General features: G+C 64.9%; 29 protein-coding genes. 11 read left to right on the plus strand and 18 right to left on the minus strand.

Annotated features, from left to right (window positions below):
• Window positions 1-44: 44 nt before the first annotated feature.
• From I6F28_RS30640 to I6F28_RS30650, 3 genes are read right to left on the minus strand one after another with little or no spacing between them, the layout of a single operon-like run.
• Window positions 45-974, minus strand: a complete 930-nt coding sequence (locus tag I6F28_RS30640) for a substrate-binding periplasmic protein (protein ID WP_225142624.1) — start codon at window positions 972-974, stop codon at window positions 45-47.
• Window positions 971-1,324, minus strand: a complete 354-nt coding sequence (locus I6F28_RS30645; protein ID WP_036007938.1) for a c-type cytochrome — start codon at window positions 1,322-1,324, stop codon at window positions 971-973. Before I6F28_RS30645 ends, I6F28_RS30640 begins: the two co-directional genes overlap by 4 nt.
• Before the next feature lie 11 nt (window positions 1,325-1,335).
• Complete coding sequence (locus tag I6F28_RS30650) at window positions 1,336-3,000, minus strand: methanol/ethanol family PQQ-dependent dehydrogenase (RefSeq protein WP_128263279.1); 1,665 nt, start codon at window positions 2,998-3,000, stop codon at window positions 1,336-1,338.
• A gap of 318 nt (window positions 3,001-3,318) precedes the next feature.
• Here I6F28_RS30650 and lanM point away from each other — a divergent pair, with 318 nt between their 5' ends.
• The 5 genes from lanM to I6F28_RS30675 all read left to right on the plus strand — a co-directional run bounded on the left by lanM (window position 3,319) and on the right by I6F28_RS30675 (window position 6,018).
• Window positions 3,319-3,711, plus strand: coding sequence for a lanmodulin LanM (gene lanM, locus I6F28_RS30655; RefSeq protein ID WP_036007934.1), 393 nt, complete (start codon window positions 3,319-3,321; stop codon window positions 3,709-3,711).
• On the plus strand, window positions 3,708-4,193 hold the full coding sequence (locus I6F28_RS30660; protein ID WP_225127670.1) for a hypothetical protein: 486 nt from the start codon (window positions 3,708-3,710) through the stop codon (window positions 4,191-4,193). Before lanM ends, I6F28_RS30660 begins: the two co-directional genes overlap by 4 nt.
• Before the next feature lie 218 nt (window positions 4,194-4,411).
• The gene (gene pqqA, locus I6F28_RS30665) at window positions 4,412-4,492 is read left to right on the plus strand and encodes a pyrroloquinoline quinone precursor peptide PqqA (protein WP_008562446.1); all 81 of its coding nucleotides are present in this window, start codon (window positions 4,412-4,414) and stop codon (window positions 4,490-4,492) included.
• Window positions 4,493-4,720: 228 nt separating this feature from the next.
• Window positions 4,721-5,590, plus strand: a complete 870-nt coding sequence (locus I6F28_RS30670; protein WP_051056922.1) for a DUF6662 family protein — start codon at window positions 4,721-4,723, stop codon at window positions 5,588-5,590.
• 218 nt (window positions 5,591-5,808) lie between these two features.
• On the plus strand, window positions 5,809-6,018 hold the full coding sequence (locus tag I6F28_RS30675) for a hypothetical protein (RefSeq protein ID WP_036007926.1): 210 nt from the start codon (window positions 5,809-5,811) through the stop codon (window positions 6,016-6,018).
• A gap of 22 nt (window positions 6,019-6,040) precedes the next feature.
• Here the strand turns inward: I6F28_RS30675 and I6F28_RS30680 are convergent, their stop codons facing one another.
• The 5 genes from I6F28_RS30680 to I6F28_RS30700 are packed head-to-tail and all read right to left on the minus strand — an operon-like array spanning window position 6,041 to window position 9,702.
• Entirely contained in the window at window positions 6,041-6,388 is a 348-nt protein-coding gene (locus tag I6F28_RS30680) for a hypothetical protein (protein ID WP_225131824.1), read from the minus strand.
• A gap of 25 nt (window positions 6,389-6,413) precedes the next feature.
• A complete protein-coding gene (locus tag I6F28_RS30685) occupies window positions 6,414-7,223 on the minus strand; it encodes a pentapeptide repeat-containing protein (RefSeq protein ID WP_036007988.1) in 810 nt (269 codons plus the stop codon).
• 47 nt (window positions 7,224-7,270) lie between these two features.
• Window positions 7,271-7,999, minus strand: a complete 729-nt coding sequence (locus tag I6F28_RS30690; RefSeq protein WP_109142936.1) for an ABC transporter ATP-binding protein — start codon at window positions 7,997-7,999, stop codon at window positions 7,271-7,273.
• Window positions 7,989-8,726: an ABC transporter permease gene (locus I6F28_RS30695; RefSeq protein WP_036007920.1), complete on the minus strand. Its 738-nt coding sequence runs from the start codon at window positions 8,724-8,726 to the stop codon at window positions 7,989-7,991. The genes I6F28_RS30690 and I6F28_RS30695 overlap by 11 nt, the downstream gene beginning before the upstream one ends.
• A gap of 1 nt (window position 8,727) precedes the next feature.
• The gene (locus I6F28_RS30700) at window positions 8,728-9,702 is read right to left on the minus strand and encodes an ABC transporter substrate-binding protein (RefSeq protein ID WP_109142937.1); all 975 of its coding nucleotides are present in this window, start codon (window positions 9,700-9,702) and stop codon (window positions 8,728-8,730) included.
• Window positions 9,703-9,789: 87 nt separating this feature from the next.
• On the opposite strand from I6F28_RS30700, the gene I6F28_RS30705 reads away from it, so the two are divergent.
• The gene (locus I6F28_RS30705; RefSeq protein WP_109142938.1) at window positions 9,790-10,149 is read left to right on the plus strand and encodes a hypothetical protein; all 360 of its coding nucleotides are present in this window, start codon (window positions 9,790-9,792) and stop codon (window positions 10,147-10,149) included.
• A gap of 202 nt (window positions 10,150-10,351) precedes the next feature.
• Here I6F28_RS30705 and I6F28_RS30710 read toward each other — a convergent pair whose 3' ends face one another.
• Together I6F28_RS30710 and I6F28_RS30715 are read right to left on the minus strand one after the other, a co-directional pair.
• Window positions 10,352-11,170, minus strand: coding sequence for a quinoprotein dehydrogenase-associated SoxYZ-like carrier (locus tag I6F28_RS30710; RefSeq protein WP_225112026.1), 819 nt, complete (start codon window positions 11,168-11,170; stop codon window positions 10,352-10,354).
• 54 nt (window positions 11,171-11,224) lie between these two features.
• Window positions 11,225-12,148, minus strand: a complete 924-nt coding sequence (locus I6F28_RS30715; protein WP_225127662.1) for a quinoprotein relay system zinc metallohydrolase 2 — start codon at window positions 12,146-12,148, stop codon at window positions 11,225-11,227.
• A 126-nt stretch (window positions 12,149-12,274) separates the two neighbouring features.
• Between I6F28_RS30715 and I6F28_RS30720 the strand changes: the two genes are divergently transcribed.
• Both I6F28_RS30720 and I6F28_RS30725 read left to right on the plus strand, forming a co-directional pair.
• Entirely contained in the window at window positions 12,275-13,159 is an 885-nt protein-coding gene (locus tag I6F28_RS30720) for a substrate-binding domain-containing protein (RefSeq protein ID WP_225142626.1), read from the plus strand.
• A complete protein-coding gene (locus I6F28_RS30725; RefSeq protein ID WP_225142628.1) occupies window positions 13,156-13,716 on the plus strand; it encodes a PQQ-dependent catabolism-associated CXXCW motif protein in 561 nt (186 codons plus the stop codon). Before I6F28_RS30720 ends, I6F28_RS30725 begins: the two co-directional genes overlap by 4 nt.
• A gap of 31 nt (window positions 13,717-13,747) precedes the next feature.
• On the opposite strand, the gene I6F28_RS30730 is transcribed toward I6F28_RS30725, so the two are convergent.
• The 6 genes from I6F28_RS30730 to pedA1 form a co-directional block, all read right to left on the minus strand.
• Window positions 13,748-14,050: a copper-binding protein gene (locus tag I6F28_RS30730; protein ID WP_036007909.1), complete on the minus strand. Its 303-nt coding sequence runs from the start codon at window positions 14,048-14,050 to the stop codon at window positions 13,748-13,750.
• A 136-nt stretch (window positions 14,051-14,186) separates the two neighbouring features.
• The gene (locus I6F28_RS30735) at window positions 14,187-14,801 is read right to left on the minus strand and encodes a BAR domain-containing protein (protein ID WP_225142631.1); all 615 of its coding nucleotides are present in this window, start codon (window positions 14,799-14,801) and stop codon (window positions 14,187-14,189) included.
• The gene (gene pedC / locus I6F28_RS30740) at window positions 14,798-15,646 is read right to left on the minus strand and encodes a lanthanide ABC transporter permease protein PedC (protein ID WP_225142633.1); all 849 of its coding nucleotides are present in this window, start codon (window positions 15,644-15,646) and stop codon (window positions 14,798-14,800) included. The genes I6F28_RS30735 and pedC overlap by 4 nt, the downstream gene beginning before the upstream one ends.
• Window positions 15,643-16,449 (minus strand): lanthanide ABC transporter ATP-binding protein PedB/LutE, encoded by an 807-nt coding sequence (gene pedB / locus I6F28_RS30745; RefSeq protein WP_225142635.1) that lies wholly within the window; start codon window positions 16,447-16,449, stop codon window positions 15,643-15,645. Before pedB ends, pedC begins: the two co-directional genes overlap by 4 nt.
• The gene (locus I6F28_RS30750; protein WP_057026749.1) at window positions 16,446-17,414 is read right to left on the minus strand and encodes a YVTN family beta-propeller repeat protein; all 969 of its coding nucleotides are present in this window, start codon (window positions 17,412-17,414) and stop codon (window positions 16,446-16,448) included. Before I6F28_RS30750 ends, pedB begins: the two co-directional genes overlap by 4 nt.
• 8 nt (window positions 17,415-17,422) lie before the next feature.
• On the minus strand, window positions 17,423-18,604 hold the full coding sequence (gene pedA1, locus I6F28_RS30755; protein ID WP_225142637.1) for a lanthanide ABC transporter ABC transporter substrate-binding protein PedA1: 1,182 nt from the start codon (window positions 18,602-18,604) through the stop codon (window positions 17,423-17,425).
• Between the two features lie 60 nt (window positions 18,605-18,664).
• On the opposite strand from pedA1, the gene I6F28_RS30760 reads away from it, so the two are divergent.
• Window positions 18,665-19,234 (plus strand): DUF3280 domain-containing protein, encoded by a 570-nt coding sequence (locus tag I6F28_RS30760; RefSeq protein WP_225142639.1) that lies wholly within the window; start codon window positions 18,665-18,667, stop codon window positions 19,232-19,234.
• A 159-nt stretch (window positions 19,235-19,393) separates the two neighbouring features.
• Here I6F28_RS30760 and fghA read toward each other — a convergent pair whose 3' ends face one another.
• Together fghA and I6F28_RS30770 are read right to left on the minus strand one after the other, a co-directional pair.
• A complete protein-coding gene (fghA, locus tag I6F28_RS30765; RefSeq protein WP_225142640.1) occupies window positions 19,394-20,239 on the minus strand; it encodes an S-formylglutathione hydrolase in 846 nt (281 codons plus the stop codon).
• 69 nt (window positions 20,240-20,308) lie between these two features.
• On the minus strand, window positions 20,309-20,929 hold the full coding sequence (locus tag I6F28_RS30770) for a response regulator (protein WP_036007891.1): 621 nt from the start codon (window positions 20,927-20,929) through the stop codon (window positions 20,309-20,311).
• A 201-nt stretch (window positions 20,930-21,130) separates the two neighbouring features.
• On the opposite strand from I6F28_RS30770, the gene I6F28_RS30775 reads away from it, so the two are divergent.
• Window positions 21,131-22,483, plus strand: coding sequence for a histidine kinase (locus I6F28_RS30775; RefSeq protein WP_225142642.1), 1,353 nt, complete (start codon window positions 21,131-21,133; stop codon window positions 22,481-22,483).
• Between the two features lie 164 nt (window positions 22,484-22,647).
• Window positions 22,648-25,119: a TonB-dependent receptor gene (locus I6F28_RS30780; RefSeq protein WP_225142644.1), complete on the plus strand. Its 2,472-nt coding sequence runs from the start codon at window positions 22,648-22,650 to the stop codon at window positions 25,117-25,119.
• The last annotated feature ends 4 nt before the right edge of the window (window positions 25,120-25,123 follow it).

The following is a 25,123-nucleotide window of genomic DNA, read 5'->3' on the forward strand; positions in this document are numbered from 1 at the left end:
CAGATTGGCGCATTGGCTCGCACTGCGTTCGGGCCGCGGGAGCCTCACCGCTGGATGATCTTCGTCCAGACATCGCCGAGGATCGCGGGCTCGCGCGGCGGCAGATAGGTGAGGCCGGCCTGCTTGCCGAATTCGGCGATCTTGCCCGAAGCCGTGAGCTCCGTCAGCGCCTTGTTGACGGCCGCGATCAGCGCGCCATCGCTGGCGAGCCCGACATAGCCGCGATTGGCTCCGATCGGATAATAGTAGCCGGACGCCGTGATCGCCGTGTCCGGGTGCGCGGCGCGATGGGCGTCGAAGCGGGCAAGATCGATCAGCGTCGCGTCATGGTCGCCGCGCTCGAGTCCGCCGAGGAGATCGTCGCGGCCGGGGACGAGATGGGTGATGTTGTCGATCAGGCGCCCCTTGTCGAAGGTCATCAGGATGGCGTCGCCGAGCGATCCGCTTTCGATGGCGAGACGAAGGCCGGCGAGATCGCCGATGTCGCCGACCTTGCGCCCACGGGCCTTTGGCCCCAGCACCACCGTCATCGGCGAATAGATGTAGGGCTGGCTCGGCGCGAGCACGCCGAGCGGGACGCGGCGCCGCCGATCGTCGCGCGTGGCGCCGGCGAAACCCGGCAAGCGCGCCGTCTTCATCCCGGGTGCGACAAGCGAATCCTGCGTCAGCGCGTAGCCGCCGACCAGCGAGCAGCGCCCGTCCGAGAGCAACGCATTGGCCTCGAGCTGCGGGCTCGAATCCTCATCCAGCCTGCTCTCGAACCACTGGATCTTCAGCGGGCGTCCCATCCGCTCGGCGATCGCCTGCGCCAGCAGCACGTCGAAGCCGGCATCCGGCTTGTCGTGGCGATGCACCGAGAGCGGCGGCCGGTCCTCGTCGAGACAGACCTTCAGAGGATCGTCGGCTGCGAGAGCGACCGACGCCATCGCGGACAGAACGGCCGCAACGCTCCAGGCAACGCGCCGGCCCCTCATGGCTTCCTCCGGCTGGAGACGAACGCCCAGAGGTTTCCGATCTCGTCGTCGCTGAGAATGTCGGCCCAGGGTGGCATCTTGTTGTTCTTGCCGTTCTTCACCGTGGTGACGAAGCGCGTCTTGTCGTCGGGAATGGCACGCAGATCCGGCGTGACGGTGCCGGAATTCATCAGATTGGGGCCGTGGCAGTGGGAGCATTTCGAGGCGTAGGTCGACTTACCATGGTCGATCTGCGCCTGCATGGTATTGCCGGTGGTGTCATCGGCGCGGGCGGTCGCCGCATGCGCGACCGAGAGCACCGCGACGGCGGCGATCATCGCCGCCGTCTTGTGAGAGATCACTTTCAGCATCGTACCCGTGTTTACTGCTTGACCGCAAAGACCCACAGCGAGCCGCCGGGCGGCACGTTGGCAAGCCGCTCGTCGCCGGAGAACAGCGAGTAGACGCCGCCATAGCCGCTCGTCACGGCGACATACTGCACGCCGTCCTGCTGCCAAGTCACCGGCTGTCCCTCGATGCCGGAGCCGGTCTGGAACTGCCAGAGCTTCTTGCCGGTGTCGGCGTCGAAGGCCTCGAACTCGCCGGTCAGCGCGCCAGAGAATACGACGCCTCCGGCCGTCGAGAGCACGCCGGAGAAGCGCGGAATGTCGCTCGGCGCTTCCCATTTCGATTTGCCGGTCATGGGATCGATAGCCTTGAGATGGCCGCGCGGCCCGTCGCCGTATTCCCAGAGGTCGGTCAGGTCCATGCCGAGGTACCATTCGCCCTGCTTGTAGGTGACGGGCTCGGTCTTGTACCTGCCGCCGAACGCGAGCGTGTTGGCATAGGCAAGGCCGGTCTGCGGATTGAACGACATCGGCTCCCAGTTCTTGCCGCCGAGGATCGAGGGATAGACCGTCACCTTCTTGCCCTCGCGTGCGTCCTTCGAGATGTCGGTCTCGATCGGACGTCCGGTCTTCATGTCGATGCCGGTCGCCCAATTCACCTTCACGTAAGGATTAGCCGCGAGCAGCTTCCCGTTGGTGCGGTCGAGCACGTAGAAGAAGCCGTTGCGGTTGGCATTCATCAGCGTCTTGGTCGGCTTGCCCTCGATGTTCACGTCGGCGAGCACCATCTCGGCCACGGCGTCGTAGTCGAACGGATTGTTCGGCGAGAACTGGTAGTGCCACTTGATCTTGCCGGTCTTGGGATCCAACGCCAGGACGGAGCAGGTGTAGAGATTGTCGCCGGGGCGCACCGCCGAGTTGAACGGGCCGGGATTGCCGGTGCCCCAATAGATCGTGTTCAGCTCGGGGTCATAAGAGCCGGTGATCCAGGTCGAGCCGCCGCCGAGCTTCCAGGTGTCGCCCTTCCAGGTGTCGCCGCCGGGCTCGTCCGGCGAGGGGATCGAATGGGTCCGCCAGAGATGCTTGCCCGTTGCCGGATCCCAGCCGTCGATGAAGCCCCTTGTGCCGAACTCGGCGCCGGAAATGCCGGTGATGACGACGCCGTCGGCAACGAGCGGCGCCACCGTCATCGAATAGCCTTCCTTGATGTCGGCAGCCTTCTGCCGCCACAGCTCCTTGCCGTTCTTGGCGTCGATGGCAATCACGTGGGCATCGAGCGTCGTACGGAACAGCTTGCCCTCGTGAATCGCGACGCCGCGGTTAATGATGCCGCAGCAGACGATTCGCGGCGTCTCCGCCGGATATTCGATCTTGCTCTTCCAGATCTGCTTGCCGGTCTTGGCATCGACCGCCATCGTGGCATTGTGCGAGGTGACGTAGATGACGCCCTGATAGACGATTGGCTGTGATTCCTCGCTCCGATCGTCATTGAAGCTGTAATTCCAGATTGGGACGAGATTCTTGACCGTATCCTTGTTGATCTGCTTCAGCGTCGAGAAGCGCTGGAGATTGTAGCCCATTCCGTAATTGAGAACGTTCGATGTGTCGGTCGCACCCTTGACCAGCTGCTCGGTGGTTTGTGCATTTGCACAGGTTGACGCAAGCATGACGAGGCTCGCGGCCATCGCAAAGCGTTTCATCCGTTCCTCCCAAAATGCGCGCCTTTTGACGCTGCGGCTGCAACACTCCGTCGGAAACCAAAACGCGTCAATACGAAAGTCGTAACTGCCGTGCCGATATCGTCGGCGGTCACCTGACGGAAACCTGACAAAGGCAACTCCAACTTGTGCGCAGACGCTGAGAAATTCCGCGACGCGAAGCACTATTGGGAGCAGGGCAATGCATCTCTACCGGTTGTGGCGCGCGCAAGTTGCAGGTCCGGACTTGAACCGAGAGCCGCTTGCGGGTTTATCTCGGCTCTGCCCCATTGATCTGGGGGCTATGTCAGGGAGGTCTCGATGATTTCGGCTCGCTCGATTGCCCTTGCACTTGTGATTGCACTTTCGGCCGGTCCGGCGTGGTCGGCCTCCGGCAATGCGGTCAAGTTGTTCGACACCGACAATGACGGCACGCTCGATCTTGCCGAGGTGAAGAAGGTGGCCGCCGCCTCGTTCGCAAAGCTCGATCCCGATCGCGACGGCACGCTCGATGCGCGCGAATTGCGTGGACGGTTGAGCGCGAAAGAACTCGCCGCGGCAGACCCCGACCGCGACGGGACCCTCACCCTCGACGAATATCTGTCGGTGGTCGAGCAGCGTTTCAACGCAGCCAATCCCGACAAGGATGGAACGCTGGATGCGAAGGAGCTGAATTCGCGTGCCGGGCGCGCGCTCGTACGATTGCTCCGGTGAAGCGCCGCAAGCGGAACGGGCATGACGGGCGTAACGTTTGCGATCATTCCGGCCTGACGCTCGGGAACATCGGGCTGCTCGGCCTGTTTCTCCGCATGTCCTGCCGGCGCCGGGGCTGCGCTGCGGGAGAAAAGGAGATGCAAATGAATACGAAGCGTTCCCTTCTTGCTGCCTGCGCAATCCTGACGCTGAGCGCCGGGGTTGCGGTCGCCGGTCCCTGCAACACCGGCAGCGCCAGCACCGACAAGACCGACAAGGATGCCGGTTCTGGCCCTGTCACCGTGGGCTCCGCGCAATCGCACACGTCCGGTTCGGCGAGCGATAGCAGCCAGCATCCGCCGACCAGCACGATGAACCGGGCCAGCGGTGAATCGCCGGCGTCGTCCGAGGATGCGCAGCGGCAAATGCAGAGCGAGCCGACGGCGGCTCAGCGCGCCGCGGGCGCCAAGCCGAATGCCGAAATGGCCGACAAGGACTGCTGACGGCACCGTTGTCGATTGGACGCGCGGTGCATTGCACAAGGCGGTGTCTCGCTGGTCGTGTTTGACCAGGAGGGAACTTGCTTTGTCCGAGAGAGAAATTGCGGCCGCGAAGTATCGGCACAGACGTGACGGCAGTCGAATCGAGGCTTGAACTGCACTCGACGCAGCCCTAGGTTTTTCGCCGCGCGATGTCGCGCTCAATACCTTGGGAGACCCGAATGGCTTGGAAAGCTCCGAAGATCGTGGAAGTGCCGGTCGGCATGGAAATCAACATGTACGCCTGCGCCTCGCGCAAGTAAGACCGACGACCTGCCGCGGCTTCGATGGCAAACGCCGTCGGAGCCGTGGCAGTGTCGGATCTGCGCCTCGCCGTGCTCCATGCTTTGCGGATCGCGCGAAAGCCGCACGTGGAGGGGCTTCAATTCTTTCCCCGCAAAATTTCGACCGTGCTCTGCGGCAGTGTGTTACGCTGACGCCCGGTCAGCGCTGCTGCCGCATCACAGCGGCGCGCGCCTTTGGGGCACGGGATGGGCGGCAGAGCCTGCAAGTTCTGGACGGTGATCGTGTGCGCGATCGTGCTGGCGCCGGCGCGCAGCAGCGCCGAGGCAGGTTTTGATACCGAGCACATCTTCGGCTTCATGATCGGCACCGATATCGGCAATGTCGGCGAGCGCGAATTCCAGACCCAGACGACGGGGCGCTTCGGCAAAGGCGGGGGCGCTTATCGCGCCCTTGAACATGAGGTCGAGATCGAGGTCGTGCCGCTGCCGAATTTTCGTGTCGAGGTCGGCGGCACCGCCAGCTTGCACCACATCACCGGCGTCCCTGATATAGACGACCGCCGCCAGTTCAACTTCCAGGGCATCTCGCTTGACCTGCGCTATCGCCTGCTCGACCGCGAGCGCGCACCATTCGGCTTCACGATTGCGGCCGAGCTCCACGGCGACCGCATCGACGAGACCAGCGGCGCGAAAGGGCGGATGTACGGCACCGAATTCACGCTCGCCTTCGACCGCGAACTCATTCCGAACTTCGCGATCGGCGCCCTCAACCTGATCTACCAGCCGGAATGGGCGCGCTTCGAGATTGGAGGGGCATCCGAGAAGAGCTCGACGATCGGGGCCGCGTTTGCCGGCCTGGTTCGCGTGCGGCCCAATGTGCTGCTTGGCGGCGAGATGCGCTACTTCCGGCAATATGAGGGCATCGGCCTTAGCGAGTTCTCAGGCCAGGCCCTGTTTGTCGGCCCCACCGCCTATTTCCAGCTCTCCGAGCGTTCCCGGCTCACCGCAAGCTGGAGCATGCAGGCCTGGGGGCGCCCGGCCGGCTCAGGCGGCAATCTCGACCTCGTCAATTTCGAGCGGCATCAGGCGCGATTGGTGTTTGGCGTGAACTTCTAGCACGGAAGGTCGTCATGCTCGGGCTTCTCCCGGCTACGCGGCCGAAGCCGCTTCGGCGAGGCGACGGCCCGGGCATCCACGTTCTTTGTTCCACGAGGCAAGGCGTGGATGGCCGAGCCCGGCCATGACGAGGCTTCGGCGCTATGAAACTTCCCCCTCCTTCGCGCGTAGCTTCATGTGCTAATCTCTCCATCGCCCCCTTGCGAGAGGATCCCGGCATGAACCCGATTGACCTGGTGGTGACTGTGTGCGCGGTGCTCTCGCCTGCGACCTGCGAGGAGCGGCATCTGGTGTTCCACTATTCCGGGTCGCCGCGGCAATGCGCGATGGCCGCGCCGCCCTATATCGCGCAATGGGTCGGTGAGCATCCGAAGTGGCACGCGGTGAAGTGGCGCTGCGAATATCCGCACCCGAACGACAAGGCGTGAGCTGCCAGAATCGGTTCGAACGCTACTTGGTGCAGTCCTTCAGATCCTTGTCCGCAATCGAGAACACTGCATCCGCCTTGATCTCGATATCGCGGACGACGCACTGCCGTGCATTGGGGTAGCTGACCCTGGCGTCGTAGCGGCCGGGCTCGACGCCGGTGATACGCAACCGCTCGTCGTGGTCGACCTCCTTGTCCTTGTCATTCAGGCACTGGTTCGGACCCCAGTCGGTCTTGCCGGCGGGTGCGAGCTGGAAGCCGGAGATGGTCTCCGTCGTGAGATTCCAGAGCCTGATGCCCTTGCCCTTGGTCTGCGCGGCGGCTTCGCCGGCAAGCGTCAACAACGCGATCAAAGCAAGAACCCCACGCATCAGCCAGTCCTCCCAAAGGGCGCCGTCATTCCCTGATCAGGCGCTCGCGGTTCTTTGCCTTGTCGAAATTCTTGGCGCGGTCAAGGCCGTTTGGTGCGATCAGCTTTGCCGAGACGAGATCGGCGCCGTCGAAATCGGCGTCGATGACGATGGCGCCGGTCAGATCGGCTCCGCCGAGCTGGGCGTTTTTCAGTGATGCGCCGCTCAGATCGGCGCCCCTGAGGACTGCGAATTCGAGGTCGACGCGCGACAAATCGGCGTTGCGCGCGTTCAGCCGTTCCAGCTTGGCGGATCTCAGCACCGCGCGCATCAGTCCCATCGACTGGTTGCGCATATCGGCGCCGAGATTCGCGTCCGCGATCGAGGCGCCGACCAGGCTTGCGCCGGTGAGGTCGGCAGCGATGCGCGCTCCTGACAGGTTCGCACCGTCGAGACGCGCGCGGGCCATTTGCGAGGCGAACAGATTGGCGCCCTTCAGGCTTGCGCCGGTAAGATCCGCATCCAGCAGCCACGCCTGATCGAGGATCGCACCGTCCAGCCGGGCGTCTCGAAGTATTGTCTTGTTGAGCCGCGCGGCGCGGAGAACCGTGTTGGACAGGTCCAGCCCCGAGAGATCGAGACCCGACAGGCGTTTGCCGGTGAAATCGGCAGGCTGCTTTGGGCTCGCTTTGGCCAACATGGCCTCGACCTCCGGCCTCGTCATTTCAGCCGAGACCATCGCGGGGGAGGTGAGGTCGACGCCACGCATCATGTCCTGCGCGCCCGCCGTCACCGCAACGAGTGCGAGGCTAAGCGCTGCAAGACCAAGCGTTGCGAAGGCGACTGTTCGTGTCATCATCAGCTCCGCCGCCCGCTAATCTAGCACGTCCGCCAGGCGACCGGCTATGAGGCATCTCGCTCAGTGCGGTCGCCTTGAGTTCGTTGCGCGAGGCCGGCCTTTATCGCCGCAATTTCGGCTTCGCCGCGTGTGTCGCGCGGGATGCCGATAGGCACCTCGGCCACGATCCGCGCTGGTCGCGGCGATAGGAAGAACAGCCGGTCGCCCAGGCGCACGGCATCGTCCAGGCTGTGTGTCACCAAAAGCGTCATCACCGGCCGGCTCGCGACGAGCGTTGCAATTTCATCGCGCAAGCGTCCGGCGAGAGCGTCATCGAGCGATGCCAGCGGTTCGTCGAGCACCAGAATATCCGGCTCGACGGCAAAGGCGCGGGCGAGCGCCACGCGCCGGGCCAAACCCAGCGAGAGCTCACCGGGATAGTGGTCGCGATGCGCTTCCAGCTCCAAAATCCTGAAGAGCTCGGCGAGCTTGGCATCAGCGACATCGGGCGCAGCCAGCCGCACATTCTGCTCGACCGAGCGCCACGGCAGCAGGCGCGGCTCCTGGAACACCATGCCGATCCGTGCCTCCGGCGGTCGCGCGACGTGGCCCGCAAAGTCGTGGTCCAGTCCCAGGATGATACGCAGCATCGTGCTCTTGCCGCAGCCCGAGGGGCCGATCAGCACGCCGACCTCGCCGGATTGCAGCGCGAACGTGACGGGCGCCAGCACCTCGTGCGTTCCGCCCGCGGCACTCCTGAAAGTCTTGCCCGTGATATCGACCTCAAGCCGCACGGGGCCGCCACCTGTTTGCGCGGGCTTCGAACGGCTGCACCAGCAAGGTTTCTATGACGAGCACGACGGCGGCGAAGGTGAGGGAATAGGCCAGCAGCCGCGGCGTGTCGAACAGCTGGAAGGCGACGCCGATCTCGAAGCCGACGCCGTTCGGCCGCCCCAGCAGCTCGGCGACGAGCACGATCTTCCACACCAGCGACAGGCCGGAGCGGGCCGAGGCCGCGATATAGGGCGCCAGTTGCGGCAGCACGACGTGGCGGAAGGCGCGCCAGCGCGGCATTGCGAACACGCTCGCCATCTCGTCGAGCGAACGGTCGAGCGCGCGCGTGCCCTCGCGCAGGGTGACGATGGCGGTCGGCAACTTGTTGATGGCAATCGCCGCGATCGCGGCGGCCTCGGTGAGGCCAGCCCAGATATAGGCCAGCACGATCACGACCAAGGCGGGCAGGTTGAGCAGCAGGATCAGCCAGGGATCGCCGAGCCGGTCGGCGAGCTTCACCCGGCCCATCAAATAGCCGATGGCACTGCCGAGCGACATCGCGAGTGTGAAGGCGAGCGCGACGCGCGCCAGCGTGGCGCCGAGATGCAGGAACAGCGCGCCGCTTGATGCTTCCGCGATCATCACCTGAAGCACCGCCGGCGGGGAGGGCAGCTTTGCGCCGCCGACCGCGAGCGCGGCAATCCACCAGATCGCGAGGAACAGGGCGAACGACAGCAGGCGCAGCACCTCAGTCTCCGGGGACTGCATGATAGAAGGTGCCGGGGTCGAGCTCGGCTGCGGGGCCGACGAGGTCGCGGCCGCCGATCTCGGCCAGCACGCGGTAGAGTACGCGCGCGTCCTTTTCCTCGTCATCGATGCTCCGGCGCGGAATGCCGTCGCGGTAGCGCTCGCGGTAGGTCCTGAGCAGGGCGGGATCCGTCGTGCCGGTGAGCGGCGCGACCTTGTCCCAGGCCGCATCCGAGGTCGCCAGCAACTCCTTGGCCTTGCGGGTCATCGCGATGAAGCGCGCGACGGCCTCCTTATGGCTCGCGGCCCAGCTCTCATCGAAGACATAGCCGACCGCGGCGACCGCGCCTTTGGCACCCAGCTTCGGCAAGATGTCCTCGATGCCGGTCAGGCGCCTGAAACCCTTGGCCTCGAGCTGGGCGCAGAAATTCCAGAAGTTGAGGCTCGCATCCATCTCGCCGTCCAGCGCCTTGGCGGCGATCAGCGGCGGGGCACCGTAGACGATGGTTGCTTCCGACTTGAGGTCGATGCCGTCCTGCTTCATCCGCGCCTGCAGCAGCAGCCAGCTCTTGTCGATCGCCCCGCCGGCGACCGCGAGCTTGCGGCCCTTGAGGTCGGCGAGCGTCTTGATCGGCGATGAGGCCGGCACCATCACGGCGCCGAGCGCGCTGGAATAGGGATAGAAGGTGAGCTTCGCACCGAGCGTGCGCTCGCGCGACACCCACAGCCAGTCCGACAGGATGATGTCGGCGCTGCCGGCGCGCATCGCGATCTTGCCGGCCTCGGTGCTCGCGAGCTCGGTGACCTCCAGCGCCAGGCCGGCCTCCTTGTCGAGGCCGGCGCTTCGGATCGCGGCCAGCTCCCACGAGAATGTTCCGGTCTTCTGCACCGCAAGGCGGATTGTGTCCGCAGCGCCGGCAGGTGCGGCTAGCGCCAGCACCGTTGCGAGCGCCCAAATTCGCGCCAAAACTGTCATCACCTTGTGAGCCGTTTCCTCTGACAGAGTGCTTTTCAGCACAATACGCATAGCATAGCCTTGGTCGCAACCAGCGGGAGGACGCGCATGGATCTGGCCGGACGGCTACGACCGATTGTCGCCGCATTGACGGCGCTCGCTGCCAGCGTATGCGTGGCACGGGCCGAAGAGGCCAATGATTATCCCACCGCGGCGCGCGCGGAATACGTCTATGGCTGCATGAAGGCCAACGGCGAGACGCGCTCCGCGATCGAGCAATGTTCCTGCTCCATCGACGTGGTCGCCTCGATCATACCCTACGAGCGCTATGTTACCGCCGAGACCGCGCTCAGCATGTCGCAAGTGCGCGGCGATCTCGGCGTGCAGTTTCGCACCTCGGAGCAGGCCAACTCGGCGGTGAATGACTTAAGGCGCGCGCAGGCGGAAGCCGAGGTGAGGTGTTTTTAGCTATCGCGGCACAGACGGTGCGATCTTCCTTCTCCCCTTGTGGGAGAAGGTGGCGCGAAGCGCCGGATGAGGGTTCTATCGGCATATTCCAGCATGAGAGGCAGGTGGGCGCGGAAACATACCCCTCACCCGTCTCGCCGCTACGCGGCGATCCACCCTCTCCCGCAAGGGGAGAGGGGGCTTCAGCGCAAGTCTGACGAAACTAAGTCCCCGGTTTCTCCACATCCCATTCATTGCGGAACACATGCCCGTCCGTATCCCGGGCCTCCGCACGAAAGCGCTTGGCGCCGTTGGAGACATAGGTGAAGCGCAGGTTGGGATCTTCCGAGATCGAGATGCCGCCTTCCATCGACAGCACGGGGCTGTCGTCCTGCGTCAATCTGAGCTGGTTGATGAAGAAGGCGGGGATATAGAGCTGCGTGACCTGGTCCATCTGCAGGCCGGAATTGTTGGGATGGCCGATCATGATCTGCGCTTCGCGCAGCCGGCTTGCCGGACCCTCTTCACGGGCGAATTGCCGGTAGCGCATTTGGCCGAGCCGGTTCTTGGCTTCCTCCACGTTCTTTGCAGCCGGCGCCGAGCAGCCGCCGGAGGCCTTCACATAGACTTTGGAGACGTAGAGCTGGCCGTCGCTGAGCTCGGCCACCGCATGCACGTCGGTGTAGTTGTTGACGCGCACACGGGTCGAGATCTCCGTGACATTGGCGTCCGGGCCGAGTTCGAACTTCGCGGCCATCGGCGCGGGATTGCGGTCGATCACCAGCGTGATCGAACGGATGCGTCTGCTGTCGCCGGGCGACAGCTTGCTGCGCAGCGTCACCGGCACGATGGCGGCATCCTCGGCGCGATAGGGCATCTCGATGCCGATGACCTCGGCGCCGTCGTTCATCGGCCGGTTGCTGAAGATGTCCTGCACCAGGCCCGGCCAGGGATCGTAGGCCTCGTCCGCCTGCGCCGGCACGGCAAAGGCGATGCCGAGGAGCAGGGCAATCAGGGGCAGGCGGCGTGTGCATGCCGTCATGGTCATGCTCCTCGGTTTAGGTGAAGCTGATCTCCTGCCAGCGTAGCGCGCCCGCTATTCCCATTCAATTTCCGAAAATGCTGCAGTTGCGTTGCGGGCGTTGTAGTCCTCGAACAGCTGCCAGTGCGGCCGCTCGTCCGCCGCCGCCTTGTCCGCAGCGGCGCGGATCGGCGCGCCCCTCTTGTTCAGGGCGCGGACGTCGGACAGCAACGTTGACAGGTAACGTCGTTGATCGCTCAGCGCCGCTGGCCAGTCGCTCACAGGACCGTGACCGGGAACAACGCGCAGCGCCGGGATCGTCTCCAACTCTTTCAGCGTGGCGAGCCAGCCGCGAATGCTGCCGTCCATCACCGGAATGTGGCCGAGAAAGACGAGATCGCCGGCAAGCAGGGTTTTGGTGCTCTCGTCGAACACGGTCAGATCGTTGTCGCTGTGCCCGGCCGGCCAAGCGCGCAAGGTCAAGCGGCGCGAGCCCAGATCGAGCGTGAGCGTGTCCGTTACGAGCAGGGTCGGCGGTACGATCTTCACGGGATCGATCAGCTCGGGGCCCATGAGGCGCCTGAAATTGTCGAGATAGAAGGGCCCGCGGCTCGCCAGCGCCTGCGGCAGCTTGCTGTGGCCGACGAAGCTGGTTCCCTCCCCCATGAAGGCAGCATTGCCGAAGACATGGTCGGGATGGCCATGGGTGTTGATGACATAGCGGATCGGCTTTTGCGTGCGCGCTCGTACCGCCGCCAGCAGCGCCTCGCCTTCGCGCAGGCTGCCGCCAGTGTCGATCACGGCCACCGCGTCGTCTCCCACGATGAAGCCGACATTGGCGATGCCGCCTTCATTCTCGCGGCTCATCAGCGCGATGGCCCCGGAGTGTACGAAGATTCCCGGCGCGACTTCGCTCACAGGCAATTCGGCCGCCCCAGCGCGTGCTAGCGTAGCTGCTACCAGGGACAAGGCTGCGATCACGAGAGCGATGCGAGACACTTTTCCGCCTCAGTTCAAAGGATTGGCCTCATTGCACTGCAACAAAGCAAAGCCGGCAAAAGTTGGCACACGTGGCGCGTCATGCGTTGCATGGATAACATTCAAACAAAACGAGGAGGAAGCGCGATGACGCAGGCCGGACGACATCGTCGCTGGTGGTTTTCACTCTGGATCGTGATCGCATCGTGTGCCTATGGCGATCTCGCCATCGCGCAGACCAACGAGACCGGAGATCTCTCATTCGAGCTGGTCGACCCGAAGGTGCTGCGCGTCTGCGCCGACCCGCGCAACCTGCCGTTCTCGAACGAGAAGGGCGAGGGCTTCGAGAACAAGCTCGCCGAGTTTCTGGCGGACAAGCTGCAGAAGAAGCTGGACTACGTGTTCTTCCCGCAGGCCGCCGGCTTCGTGCGCATGACGTTGGGTGCGCATCGCTGCGACGTCATCATGGGCTACCCGCAGGGCGACGACCTCGTGCAGGGCACCAATCCCTACTACCGCACGACCTATGCACTGGTTGCCAAGACCGGTAGCGGGCTCGAGGACGTCGACACGCTGGAGGACGCACGCCTGAAAGGTAAGCATATCGGCATCGTCGCCGGCACGCCGCCGGCGACCAATATGGCGTTGGCAGGCCTGATGGGCGATGCAAAGCCCTATCAGCTGATGATCGACACGCGCTTCGACAATTCCGCGCAGGCGATGATCGACGACCTCGCTGCCGGCAAGATCGACGCCGGCGTGCTCTGGGGACCGATGGCCGGCTATTATGCGAAGAAAGCCGGCCCCTCGCTGCACGTCATGCCGCTGGTCAAGGAGACCACCGGGTCCAAGCTGGTCTATCGCATCGGCATGGGCGTGCGACCCGCCGACCAGAACTGGAAGCGGCAGCTCAACCGGGTGATCCAGGAGAACCAGGGCGAGATCAACAAGATCCTGCTCGATTTCGGCGTGCCGCTGCTGGACGAGAGCAACCGGCCGCTCGGCGCGGAGACGGCCAAGAAGGCGCCATGAGCCGGCCGCTTGCCGCTGCGTTCGTCGTTGCCTTGCTCGTGGCCCCGGCGTCGGCGCAGCAGCAGGAGCCGTTCGAGCCCGAGGGATATCGTACCGACAATTATCGCGCGCCGGTGCCGGCGACGCTCGCTGGCGCGCGCGTGCTCACGACCGGCGAGGCGGAGGCGATCTGGCGTGCGAACAGCGGCACCTTCGTTGACGTGATGCCGCGCGCGCCGAAACCAAAGAACCTTCCTGTGAGCACGGTGTGGCGTGACGCGCCGCGCAGGAACATTCCGGGCAGCTTCTGGCTGCCGGACACCGGCTACGGCAACTTGCCGCCCGCCATGGACGATTATCTTCAGCGTGGCCTCGCGCGCGCCTCACGCGGCGACAAGGCCGCGCTGCTGGTGATCTATTGCCTCGCCGATTGCTGGATGTCCTGGAACGCGGCGAAGCGTGCGCTCGCTTACGGCTATGCCAACATCGCCTGGTATCCTGACGGCACCGACGGCTGGGAGGGCGCGAAGCTGCCGACGGAAGAGGCGCAGCCGGAGCCGCGGCCGGAGCAACAATGATGCAAGCAGGAGAGATCAGGCGCCAGCGCCGTTACTTCTGCTTCTGCAACTTCGTCAACGTGCCCGTACCGTTGGTCTCGGTCGCAGAATAGCTCACCCTGTCGCCGGCATGGACGGCATCCAGCATCGCCGCATCCTTGGCCTTGTACTCCTGGAGCGCGCCGGCGCTGCCTGTGCTGGCGCCGACCGTGCCCTTCTGGGTCTGCTGGATCGAAATCGTTCCGTTGAGCCGATCGATCCGCGTGATCATCCCGGTCATGTCGTCAGCAAAGGCGCTGGTTGCGAGCATGCTGAGGACCGCAGCGCCCGCAAACATGATTCTTGTGGTTCCCATCGAGGCCTCCCGACGTCTTGAGTTCACGTCGACAAGCCATCATAAATCGATTTGGTTCCGGCACATAGCGCGGCGAAAGGTTAACGTTGCCGGAGCGATTGCGGGAACTTTTCGTGAGCGGTCAGCGTAACTGACACTATTCCATTTCCTGCTGGATGACGCGTCCGAGCGCGAACAGGCGCTGGTCGAGCGAGGTTGGAACCTCGCAGACGAAGCGCACCACCTTGTTACGGTCCTCGAAGATCCGGGTCTTCCAGATCAGCTCGTTGCTGAGCGCCTGGACCTTGGCCTCGTCACGCGGTGTGGCCCCTTGCAGGGCCTGGAGCTGAATTGCCTCCTCGCGGATCTTGTCGGCGGCATCGCGCTGCTTGCGGCTGACTCGCTCGAGTCCGTTCATGACCTGGGAGCGCTGGGCGTTGAGCGTGTCGAACAGGCCGGCGAACAGCAGCTTTGCGTTCGCGGTCTTGTCGGCAGCGGAACCCGCGAGAAACTCCTTCACCAGCTTTTCCGCCTCATCCAGTGGCGTCTTGCGCGCCGCCAGTTTCGCAACGAGCGCGCTGATCTTGGCGTCGTCCTTCCATTTGTTCTGGACGTCGTCGAGCGGCGGACCGCCCCACACGGCCGCCAGCGAGATCTCGGGCACCTTCGCCTGGGTGCACGGCCAGTCCGGATAGCGCGGATCGGCGGCGTGCGCCGTCGTGCTCGCGACAGCGAGCACCAGTAGAGAGGTGACCAGAACCCGAACAATCATCCTTCGCCTCCCGCAGGCCCGCGTCGCGCCAGCCCGCGCGAGGGATCATAGGCCAGGATCGCACCGATCATGAAGACGATTGTGCAAACCGCGACCACCGCCAGCGAGATCCAGTTGATCTGGCCATACAGCGCGAAACGGATCAGCTCGACCGCATGGGTGAACGGATTGGCCTCGCACAGATAATAGAGATAGGGGTTGCCCTCCTGCACGCGCCAGAGCGGGTAGAGCGCGGAGGAGGCGAAGAACATCGGGAAGATCACGAAGTTCATGACACCGGCGAAGTTCTCCAGCTGTTTGATGCCGGACGAGATCAGCATGCCGAGCGAGCCCAGCATCAGCCCCGACAGGATCAGCGCCGGCAGCACGGCGAGATAGCCCTGGGGCGGCGGGGTGATGTCCCAGAGCCAGGCGATCACCAGAAACGCATAGACCTGGAGCAGCGATACCGCGGTTCCCGCGAGCAGCTTGCAGAACAACAGGAAACCGCGCGGGAGCGGACTCACCAGGAGCGTGCGCATGTTGCCCATCTCGCGGTCATAGACCATCGAAAGCGAGGATTGCATGCCGTTGAAGAGCTGGATCATCGCCATCAGTCCCGGCGCTATATAGACCTCGTAGAGGATGTAGGTCTCGTAGGGCGGGATGATGGAGATGCCGAGCACCTGGCGGAAGCCGGCGGCAAAGATGAACAGCCACACCAGAGGCCGCACCAGCGCCGAGACGAAGCGCTCGCGCTGATGCAGGAAGCGCAGGCCCTCGCGCCAGACGATGCCGCTGAGGCAGGTCATGTACTCGGCGAACGAGAAGCCGCGCGGCGCCTCGCGCGTCGTGATGCTGCTCATGCGCCGCCTCCAGGCATGGTTTGCGCGCCGGTCAGGCGCATGAAGGCGGTGTTGACGTCCTGCGCGCCGGCTTCCGCGACGACGCGGTTCATCGGTCCCTGCGCCAGCACCTTGCCCTGGTGCAGCACCACGAGATCGTCATCGGGCATGATCTCGTCGAACAGGTGCGTGGCCCAGAGCACGCCGATGCCTTGCTCGGTCACGAGCTGCCGCACGTGGCTGATGATGTCGGCGCGCGCCTTGACGTCGAGGCCGACGGTCGGCTCGTCGAGCAGCAGGAGGCGCGGCCGGTGCAGCAGCGCCCGGGCGATCTCCAGCCGCCGCATCTGTCCGCCCGAGAGGTCGCGCACCTTGCTTGCAGCGCGATCGGCAAGGCCGATGCGGCCGAGCAGCTCGGCACTGCGCGCCGAGGCCTCGCGGCGGCCAATGCCGTGCAGGGCGGCGTGGTAGAGCAGGTTCTGCGTCAGCGACAGGTCGAGATCGAGCGTGCGCGGCTGGAATACGACCCCGAGCAGCCGCAGCGCCTCGCCGGGGCTCTTGCTGACGTCATGCCCGAAAATGCCGACGCGGCCGGACTGGATGCCGAACAGCCGCGTGATCAGCGAGAACAGCGTGCTCTTGCCGGCGCCGTTGAGTCCCAGCAGCGCCGTGAAGCTCGCGGGCTGCACATTGAAGGACACGTCCATCAATGCGCGCCGCGGACCATAGGCATGGCTGACGCCGTCGATCGACAACGCCGGCACCGTGGCTCCTTCGGGTCTCGGCGTCTCCTGCGCTTCGGCGATCGGAGCGGGGCTGGTCATGGCGCGATCGCAACGCCCCAGGGCAGCTCGCCGACCTGAATGGTCTTGATCACCTTCTGCGCGGCGACGTCGATGACGGAGACGTCGTTCGACACACCGTTGGTGGTGAGCAAATATTTCTCGTCCGGCGTGAACGCCATGTGCCAGACCCGCTGCCCGACCAGGAGATATTTCGTCACCTTGCGCGAGGCGACGTCGACCACGGCGATGCGGTTGGCGGGGCCGAGCGCGACGAACGCGGTTTTGTCGTCCCTGGTCATGCCGATGCCGACCGGCTGGATCGCCTCCTTGCGCAAGCCCGGAATCTCGAACGTGACCTTGCCGATCACCTCGTGCTTTTTGGGGTCGATGATCGAGACAGTGCCGCCGATCTCCGAGGACACCCACACCTCGGAAGAATCATGCTTGTACTCGGCGTAGCGCGGCCGCGCGTCCACCAGCACGTTGGCGACGATCTGGCGCGAGGCGGTGTCGATGAAATGCGCCATGTTGGTGGTTTCCGAGGTGTTGATCAGCGTCTTGCCGTCCGGACTGATGGTCATGCCCTCGGGCTCGACACCGACCTGGATGTCGCCGAGCCGGGCGCGCTTCTCGAGGTCGATCACCGTCACCGTGTTGTCGTTCTCGTTGGCGACGTAGAGCATCTTGCCGGCGGCATCCTGCGCGAACAGCTCGGGGTCGGGACCGGAGGGCAGGCTGTCCACCACGGTTTGCGTCTTGGCGTCGATTACCTGGATGGTGTCGTCGTCGCCGACCGCGACCATCACGAACTTGCCGTCGCGGGTAAGGTCGATGCCGCGCGGACGCTGGCCGACCTTGATGGTCTTGGTCACGGTCCAGCTGTCGGTATCGATCACCGAGACCGTATTGCTCTTCTCGTTCGAGACATAGGCGATGAACGCATGCGCTGGGGCTGCCGCCAGCGCCAATGCGGAGAGAAGTCCAACACGCCACATCCGCGACATCTGCATCCTCATTTCAGCTTGCATTTGCTCTCCGGGCGATCGTAGCCGAGCGTGTCGAGCTCGGAGACCTGGTGCAGGAATCCTTCCTGCGGCGACACCGACACCACCATGCGGCCGTCGACCAGGAGGATCGGCTGGCGCAGCTGCAGGTTCCAGTCGCGCAAGGTCAGCCGCGTGCCCTTGAAGGCGGCGACCGAGAAATCCGGGCCCTTGATGAAATCGGTGACCTTCCTGACCTCGCCGGAATTGGTGCGCGAGGTGGCTTCGCCGATCATGCGCACCGCCGTCCAGGCCTGCATGTCGCGCGCGGTCATCCGGCGCAAATTCAGCTTGATGAAGCGGTTCTGCATCTGGATCGCGCCCCACTGATCCTGCGATGCGTCCCAGCTGCGCGGCACGAGGCCGGCGGAGCCGGCGACCGGGCGCGGATCCCAGGTGCGATAGGGCAGATAGGCGCCGAACACCTCGCTCTCGTCGGCGGCGACCAGCACGTCATAGGCCGGTGCCTGCTGCGTGAAGACGGGGATCTGACGCTGGATCTGCGCCACGCCGCTATCGGTGCGCCGCGCCCCGCCCTTGTCCTCGAAGGTTCGCTCCTGCACGATCTTGGCGCCGAACCGCGCCGCGGTGCGCCTGATAGCATCCGCGAACAGCTTGTCCTCGTCGTGCGAGCCGACCACCAGCAGCCAGCGCGACCACTTCTTCCACACCAGATATTGGCCGAGCGCGTCGGCGAGCATCGCACGCGTCGGCGCGGTGTGGATGACGTTGGCGCGGCAATCGGTCTCGCGCAGCCGCTCGTCGATCGCGCCGGCGTTGAACAGCAGCGTGCCGCGGTCGCGCAAGGCGTCCGCGACCTTCAACAGCGCATCGGCGGGCAGGTCGGCGATGATGAAGCCGTTCTTCTCGGCGAGCGCGGTCGCAGCCTGCGCCACGTCCTCGCCTTCCCTGATGCGGCGCTCCTCCAGCGTGAAGCGCTGGCCGGTGAATTTCCCGGTGGTGTTGTTGTCCTCGATGGCAAGGCGCGCGCCGGCGAGGCCGTCGTTCTCGGCAGGCTGCTCGGCCAGCGACAGCGTTGATCGGGTGCCGGCGATTGCGAGATAGCCGACGCCGATCGTGACGGGATCGGCCGCAAGCGCGCTCCTCGCGGCAAGACCAAAGCCGATCAGGCCGGCCAACCATCGGATCATGTTTCCTCCAGACGATCTCCCCGGCTTGACCGCCGGTGAAGAATTGTCTCTGCTTCAAGCATGACCAATTTGTCAGGCCGTGCAACCCCGCATTTCGTCCCCGCGCGCGCGAAGCCGGGCATCACGATCATGCGAGCATTGTTGGCAACCGCAGCATTGCTGTGGACGGGGGCGGGCGCGCTCGCCGATCCACCGAAGCTCGCGGTGTTCGATTTCGAGTTGGTCGACACCAGCCTGCCGGGCGAGTTCTACGGCTCCAAGCCGGAAGAGGCGCGGCTCATGCGCATCAGCGAGCAGCTGCGCAAGGAGCTGGCAGAGTCGGGCCGGTTCCAGGTGCTTGACATCGCGCCGGTACGGGAGGCCGCCCGTGGCGCGAACCTGCAGGCCTGCGGCGGCTGCGACCTCAAGCTCGCCGGCCAGCTCGGCGCCGATCTGGAGATCACCGGCCTCGTGCAGAAGGTCTCCAACCTGATCATCAATCTCAACATCTATCTGCGCGACGTGAAGACCGGCAACATGGTCGCGGTCGCCAGCGCCGACATGCGCGGCAACACGGATGAATCCTGGTCGCGCACGATGAGCTATCTCATCCGCAACCGCCTGCTGGCGCCGAACTACGGGAAGCCGTGAAGGGGTTTTCCCTCTCCCCTTGTGGGAGAGGGTGGCTCGCCGCGTAGCGGCGAGACGGGTGAGGGGTTTCCATCCCCACGAATGGTCGTGCGAGCGGAGAGAACCCCTCATCCGGCGCTTCGCGCCACCTTCTCCCACAAGGGGAGAAGGAGAAAGACATCACCCCTTCAGCCTCTCCGCATGCCAGTGCAGGTGATCGCTCATGAAGGTCGAGATGAAATAATAGCTGTGGTCGTAGCCCGCCTGGCGCCGCAGCGTCAGCGGGATGCCGGCCTTGGCGCAGGCGGCCTCGAGCAGCTCCGGCCTGAGCTGCTCCTTCAGGAAATTGTCGGCCTCGCCGACGTCGACCAGGAAGCCGGAGAACTTGGCGCCGTCCTCGATCAGCGCCACCGTGTCGTGATTGCGCCAGGCCTCCTTGTTCGGTCCGAGATAGCCGGTCAGCGCCTTGATGCCCCAGGGCACGAGTGAGGGCGCCACGATCGGGGCAAAGGCGCTGGCTGCGCGAAAGCGGTGCGGGTTGCGCAGCGCCACCGTCAGCGCGCCATGGCCGCCCATCGAGTGGCCCATCACCGATTGCCGCCTGGCTTCGACCGGAAAGCTCTCCGCAACCAGCTTCGGCAGCTCGTCCGTGACGTAGCTCCACATGCGATAATTGCGCGCGAACGGCTCTTGCGTGGCGTCCACATAGAAGCCGGCCCCGAGGCCAAAATCATAGGCGTTGTTGGCATCGCCCGGCACATCGGGCCCGCGCGGTGAGGTGTCGGGCGCGACGAAGATCAGGCCGAGCTCGGCACAGGCCTTGCGGAATTCGCCCTTCTCGGTGACGTTGGCATGCGTGCACGTAAGACCGGAGAGATACCAGACCACGGGCAGCTTGGCCCCGTCCGCATGCGGCGGGATATAGACCGAGAACACCATGTCGGTTCCGGTCACCTGGCTGGCATGGCGATAGACGCCCTGCACGCCGCCATGGGATTTGTTGGTCGAGACAGTCTGAATCGTCATGCCTAAGAGCTCCGTGGCATCTCACCACACCAAGATTGCAACGCTTGTGTGACCGAATTCGTGGCGTGGTCAGGCGACACCGCTGTCGATCGCCAGCCGCACCAGCTCCACCGAGGTCTTCACCCCGAGCTTCTGGCGCATGATGGACGAGGTATTGGCCACCGTCTTGTAGGACGATTGCACCAGCCACGCGATCTCGGACAGGCTCTTGCCGGCGCTGAGCAGCCGCAGAATCTCCATCTCGCGCGCGTTCAGCTTCGACAGCGGGTTTTGCGCCAGCGTGGGTCCGGCGAAGGCGATGCTGCGCGCGATCGCGGTCGGAAGATAGGTGCCGCCGCTTCCGACGGCGCGGATCGCCTCGACGAGGTCGTCGGGGTCGCCGGTCTTGGAGACGTAGCCCTTGGCGCCGCACTCGATCGCACGCGCGGCGAAGGCGGGGTCGTCATTCATGCTGAACATGATGATGCGCGCCTCGGGCGCGCGCTCTAGGATGCGGCGCGCGAGCTCGAAGCCGGAGACGGTTGGCAAATTTATGTCGATGATGCAGAGGTCGGGACGTTCGACGATGAAGACGCACTCGCCGTCCTCGGCGTCGGCGGCTTCCAAGATTTCGATCTCGCCTTCGTCGGCCAGCACGGCACGGCAGCCGGAGGCGACGATGGGATGATCGTCGACGATCAGAATGCGCATAGGCGTTCCCCGCGACAGCCCGTTCCCTTGGAGCTTGCCTGTTCTGCGCCGCATGAGACTGACCAGGCAAGACGCGCGTCTCGTGTCGGCTCATGCAACCCGGCTGGGATTGCTGTACGCTTCCGATTAGATATCGGGCGGTTCGCCTCTGTCAACGTCGTCGGACAGGCGCCAACCCTTCGCGAGGCACGAGCGAGACCAATGTGGCAGAATCTTTCCTTGCGCGGGCGCATCAATCTCTTGCTGGCGCTGCTGCTGGCGCTGGGGCTCGCGGTCAATATCGGCCGGCAGATCGCCGAGGCCGGCCCGCGCGTGCAGGCCGAGGACCAGAGCGTGATCCGCCTCGCGCGCGAATTCATCGAGATGATCGTTGCCGATCTCAACGAGGCACCCGATCCTGATGCCAGGCTGAACCAGATCGCCCGCGATCTCAGCCGCCTGCGCCATGTCAGCATCGCGCTGCACGATTCCGGAGGGAACCCGCTGACGCCCCGCCGGCTTGGCTCCGATGTCGACACGCGTGCCCCGCCGGCCTGGTTCGTCAGCCTGGTCCATCCGGAGCAGACCGCGGTCAGCGTGCCGGTCTCGATTCGCGGCAAGCCCGGCTCGCTCGTGATCACCTCGCATCCCGACGACGAGATCGCCGAGATCTGGGACGGCATCGTGACCCAGCTCGAGGTCGGCTCGGTAATCGCGCTTGCGCTGTTTTTCCTGATGATGAAGGTGGTCGGCCGTGCCCTGGCACCGTTGCAGTCGCTGGCGGACGCCATGGGGAAGCTCGAAAGCGGACATTACGAGGCCCGCGTCGCGCCGGGCGGCGCGCCGGAGCTCGCGGCGATCTGCACCAGGCTCAACCATCTTGCCGCGACGCTTGGTGAAGCGGTCGAGGACAAGCGGCGCCTCGCCGAGCGCGCGGTGTCGCTGCAGGACATCGAGCGCAAGGAGATCGCGCGCGAATTGCACGACGAGTTCGGACCCTATCTGTTCTCGCTGCGCGCACATGCGAGCGCGCTGGCGAAGCAGGCGGACGGACGCGAGCCGAGTGCCGATGCCGTACGCAAACATGGCAGCGCCATGCTGGAGCAGATCAATGCACTCCAGCAGTTCAATCGCCGCGTGCTGGAGCGTCTTCGGCCCGTGGGCCTTGCCGAGCTCGGCCTGCGCCAGGCGCTCGAATCCCTGTCGCGGCTGTGGCGGGAGTCGCGTCCCGACGTGGCGATCGAGACTTCGATCTCGCCGGCGCTGGGCCCAACCGGCGAGACCGCCGATCTCACCATCTACCGCATCGTGCAGGAGGCGCTCACCAATGTGTTCCGCCACGCCGGCGCGACCTCGGTCAGTGTCGTCATCGAGCCGGTCGAGCAGGCCGGCGGCCGCTTCTGCGCCCGGGTGCGGGTCAGCGACGACGGCCGCGGCATGGAGCCAGGCCAGAAGCTCGGCTTCGGCCTCGTCGGCATGCGCGAGCGGATCCTGGCGCTCGGCGGCACGCTCAATGTGGTCTCGGGTGAGGGCGGTGTGACCGTGGAAGCGCTGGTGCCGACAGCGGCAACCTGATCGCATCCAAAGCGATCGGGAAAAATTCCCGATTTGGTCGGGAAAATGGGTGTGGATAGGGTCCGACCTTTTGTGGCTGGCGTCCCCATTGCGGCCGAATAAACTCGTCCCGACCAATCGGCGGAACATCAAAACAGTCGGTGGTCACGGATGGGAAGGCGGGGATGGGCAAGGTTGTTTCGTTCAAGCGTGCTTTGTTGATGGCTTCGGTGTCGACCGGGCTGGTATCGGGCTTGGTCTATGCGACCCCTGCCGGGGCCGCGCCGGACGAGGAGACCAACGTCCAGAACCTGCCGCCGGTCGAGGTGACCGCACCACCTTCGGCAGCGCGGCGCGCGGCGCCGTCGCGACCTGTTGCGCGCGTGGGGGCGCCGGGATCGGCCGCGCCGAGGACACGCCTTTACGTCTATCCGACCTCGCCGGGCACCGGCCGGGGTCTCGATGTCGACAAGGTTCCGTCGGCGATCAATGCCGTCGATGCCAACCAGATCAGGCGCACCGGTTCGCTGAACGTCACGGACGCGCTGCGCGACAACATCGCCGGCATCAACATCAGCGAAGTCACCGGCAATCCGTTCCAGCCGGATGTCGAATTCCGCGGCTTCGTCGCTTCGCCCGTGACGGGCACGCCGCAAGGCCTTGCGGTGTACCAGAACGGCGTCCGCATCAACGAGGCCTTCTCGGACGCCGTCAATTGGGACCTGATTCCGACGGCCGCGATCAGGTCGGTGACGCTGGTGACCAACAATCCGGCCTTCGGCCTCAATGCACTCGGCGGCGCGATCAACCTGCAAATGAAGGACGGCTTCACCTATCAGGGCGCCGAACTCGACCTCATGGGCGGATCGTTCGGCCGCATCCAGGGCTCGGCGCAATGGGGCAAGCAGGTCGACCAGAACTTCGCCGTCTACGGTGCGCTCGAAGGACTGCGCGACAACGGCTTCCGCAATTTTTCCCAATCGACCGTGCGGCGCTTCTACGGCGATGTCGGCTACAGGGCCGGCGACAGCGAATTCCACGCCAATATGGGCGTGGCCAAGAACGATTTCGGCGCCAGCGCCACGGTCCCGGCCGAGCTGCTCGACAGATATTGGGGCGCGACCTACACCACGCCGCAGACCACCTCCAATCGCGTCGGCTATCTCAACCTGACCGGCAAGGTCGACGCGACGCCGACCTGGACGCTCGAAGGCACCGCGCGTGTGCGCAGGTACGAGCAAAAGGTGGTCGACGGCAACCCGACCGACGTGGAGGAGTGCGCTGCAGATCCGGCGCTGCTCTGCTTTGGCGACGACACCTCACCCGCCTACGGCGCGGGCGGCGTGCAGCTTGCCAACCCATTTGCGCCGGGCACGATCCTCGGCGCGATCGACCGCGGCTCGATCCGTTCGACCACGTTCGGCGTGTCGGGGCAGGCCACCAACACCGACCAGTTGTTCGGTCATGACAACCGCTTCGTGGTGGGCGCAACCTATGACGCCAGCGTCACGCGCTACAACGCCTCCTCCGAAATCGGCTCGATGGGAGAGAACTACGTCGTCAGCGGCAGCGGCGTTTTCCTGGGAGCGACTCCTGTGGCGGACCCCGTCGCCGGCCCGGTCTCGCTGCGGACCGTCAATCAGTATAACGGCCTCTACGCGATGGATACGTTCAACGTCACGGATGCCTTCGCCATCACGGGGGGCGGCCGCTTCAATGCGGCGCGGATCACGTTGGAAGATCAGCTTGGGACTGCGCTCAACGGCGATCACACCTTCACGCGTTTCAATCCGATCATCGGCGGCACCTACAGGATCACGCCGGAATTGACCGCCTATGCCGGCTACTCCGAGGCCAACCGCGTCCCGACGCCGCTCGAGCTCGGCTGCTCCGATCCGGCCCGTCCCTGTCTGATCGCGGCGTTTCTGGTCTCCGATCCGCCGCTCAAGCAGGTCGTCTCCAAGACCGTGGAGGCCGGTTTCCGGGGCACCAAGGAGTTGAACATCGGCACCCTCGGATGGAAGATCGGCGGCTTTCGCGCCACCAACCACGACGACATCATGGCGGTGCCGGTCGTTGGCCGGACTGGTTTCGGCTATTTTTCGAACGTAGGCCGCACCCGGCGGCAGGGGCTCGAAGCCGAAGTCAACATCAAGTCGCCCACGCTGCAGTTCCAGGCGAGCTACGCCTTCGTCGATGCGCGCTTCCTTGATCCGCTCGAGCTCGGCTCGGAAAGCCCGTTTGCCGACGACACCTCCGAGACCATCCAGGTCAGGCCCGGCAACCAGATCCCCGCAATCCCGCGCCACCGCGTCAAGGTCGGCGTCGACTATGCCGTGACCGACGTCTGGAAGGTCGGCGGCAATGCGCTGTTCGTCTCCAGCCAGTATCTGGTCGGCGACGAGTCGAACCAGTTCGCGAAGCTGCCGTCCTACACGGTGTTCAATCTCCATACCTCCTATCAGGTCGCGAAGAACGTCCAGCTCTACGGCCGCGTCGACAACATCTTCGACAAGCGTTACGTGACCTACGGCCAGTTCTTCGACCGCGACGCCTTGCCCAACTTCACCAATGGCGGCGCGGATTTCACCGACCCGCGCTCGCTGAGCCCGGCAAGGCCGCGCGCGTTTTACGCGGGGTTGCGGGTGACGTTCTAGATTT

Source organism: Bradyrhizobium sp. NBAIM14 (genome assembly GCF_020193895.1).
In the GTDB taxonomy this organism is placed as follows: domain Bacteria; phylum Pseudomonadota; class Alphaproteobacteria; order Rhizobiales; family Xanthobacteraceae; genus Bradyrhizobium; species Bradyrhizobium yuanmingense.

Bases quoted from the DNA above. Each gene is read 5' to 3' on its own strand.
- I6F28_RS30640 (WP_225142624.1), bottom strand. From the start codon at position 974: ATGAGGGGCCGGCGCGTTGCCTGGAGCGTTGCGGCCGTTCTGTCCGCG.
- I6F28_RS30645 (WP_036007938.1), bottom strand. From the start codon at position 1,324: ATGCTGAAAGTGATCTCTCACAAGACGGCGGCGATGATCGCCGCCGTC.
- I6F28_RS30650 (WP_128263279.1), bottom strand. From the start codon at position 3,000: ATGAAACGCTTTGCGATGGCCGCGAGCCTCGTCATGCTTGCGTCAACC.
- lanM (WP_036007934.1), top strand. From the start codon at position 3,319: ATGATTTCGGCTCGCTCGATTGCCCTTGCACTTGTGATTGCACTTTCG.
- pqqA (WP_008562446.1), top strand. From the start codon at position 4,412: ATGGCTTGGAAAGCTCCGAAGATCGTGGAAGTGCCGGTCGGCATGGAA.
- I6F28_RS30670 (WP_051056922.1), top strand. From the start codon at position 4,721: ATGGGCGGCAGAGCCTGCAAGTTCTGGACGGTGATCGTGTGCGCGATC.
- I6F28_RS30675 (WP_036007926.1), top strand. From the start codon at position 5,809: ATGAACCCGATTGACCTGGTGGTGACTGTGTGCGCGGTGCTCTCGCCT.
- I6F28_RS30680 (WP_225131824.1), bottom strand. From the start codon at position 6,388: ATGCGTGGGGTTCTTGCTTTGATCGCGTTGTTGACGCTTGCCGGCGAA.
- I6F28_RS30685 (WP_036007988.1), bottom strand. From the start codon at position 7,223: ATGACACGAACAGTCGCCTTCGCAACGCTTGGTCTTGCAGCGCTTAGC.
- I6F28_RS30700 (WP_109142937.1), bottom strand. From the start codon at position 9,702: ATGACAGTTTTGGCGCGAATTTGGGCGCTCGCAACGGTGCTGGCGCTA.
- I6F28_RS30705 (WP_109142938.1), top strand. From the start codon at position 9,790: ATGGATCTGGCCGGACGGCTACGACCGATTGTCGCCGCATTGACGGCG.
- I6F28_RS30710 (WP_225112026.1), bottom strand. From the start codon at position 11,170: ATGACGGCATGCACACGCCGCCTGCCCCTGATTGCCCTGCTCCTCGGC.
- I6F28_RS30720 (WP_225142626.1), top strand. From the start codon at position 12,275: ATGACGCAGGCCGGACGACATCGTCGCTGGTGGTTTTCACTCTGGATC.
- I6F28_RS30725 (WP_225142628.1), top strand. From the start codon at position 13,156: ATGAGCCGGCCGCTTGCCGCTGCGTTCGTCGTTGCCTTGCTCGTGGCC.
- I6F28_RS30730 (WP_036007909.1), bottom strand. From the start codon at position 14,050: ATGGGAACCACAAGAATCATGTTTGCGGGCGCTGCGGTCCTCAGCATG.
- I6F28_RS30735 (WP_225142631.1), bottom strand. From the start codon at position 14,801: ATGATTGTTCGGGTTCTGGTCACCTCTCTACTGGTGCTCGCTGTCGCG.
- pedC (WP_225142633.1), bottom strand. From the start codon at position 15,646: ATGAGCAGCATCACGACGCGCGAGGCGCCGCGCGGCTTCTCGTTCGCC.
- pedB (WP_225142635.1), bottom strand. From the start codon at position 16,449: ATGACCAGCCCCGCTCCGATCGCCGAAGCGCAGGAGACGCCGAGACCC.
- I6F28_RS30750 (WP_057026749.1), bottom strand. From the start codon at position 17,414: ATGTCGCGGATGTGGCGTGTTGGACTTCTCTCCGCATTGGCGCTGGCG.
- pedA1 (WP_225142637.1), bottom strand. From the start codon at position 18,604: ATGATCCGATGGTTGGCCGGCCTGATCGGCTTTGGTCTTGCCGCGAGG.
- I6F28_RS30760 (WP_225142639.1), top strand. From the start codon at position 18,665: ATGACCAATTTGTCAGGCCGTGCAACCCCGCATTTCGTCCCCGCGCGC.
- fghA (WP_225142640.1), bottom strand. From the start codon at position 20,239: ATGACGATTCAGACTGTCTCGACCAACAAATCCCATGGCGGCGTGCAG.
- I6F28_RS30770 (WP_036007891.1), bottom strand. From the start codon at position 20,929: ATGCGCATTCTGATCGTCGACGATCATCCCATCGTCGCCTCCGGCTGC.
- I6F28_RS30775 (WP_225142642.1), top strand. From the start codon at position 21,131: ATGTGGCAGAATCTTTCCTTGCGCGGGCGCATCAATCTCTTGCTGGCG.
- I6F28_RS30780 (WP_225142644.1), top strand. From the start codon at position 22,648: ATGGGCAAGGTTGTTTCGTTCAAGCGTGCTTTGTTGATGGCTTCGGTG.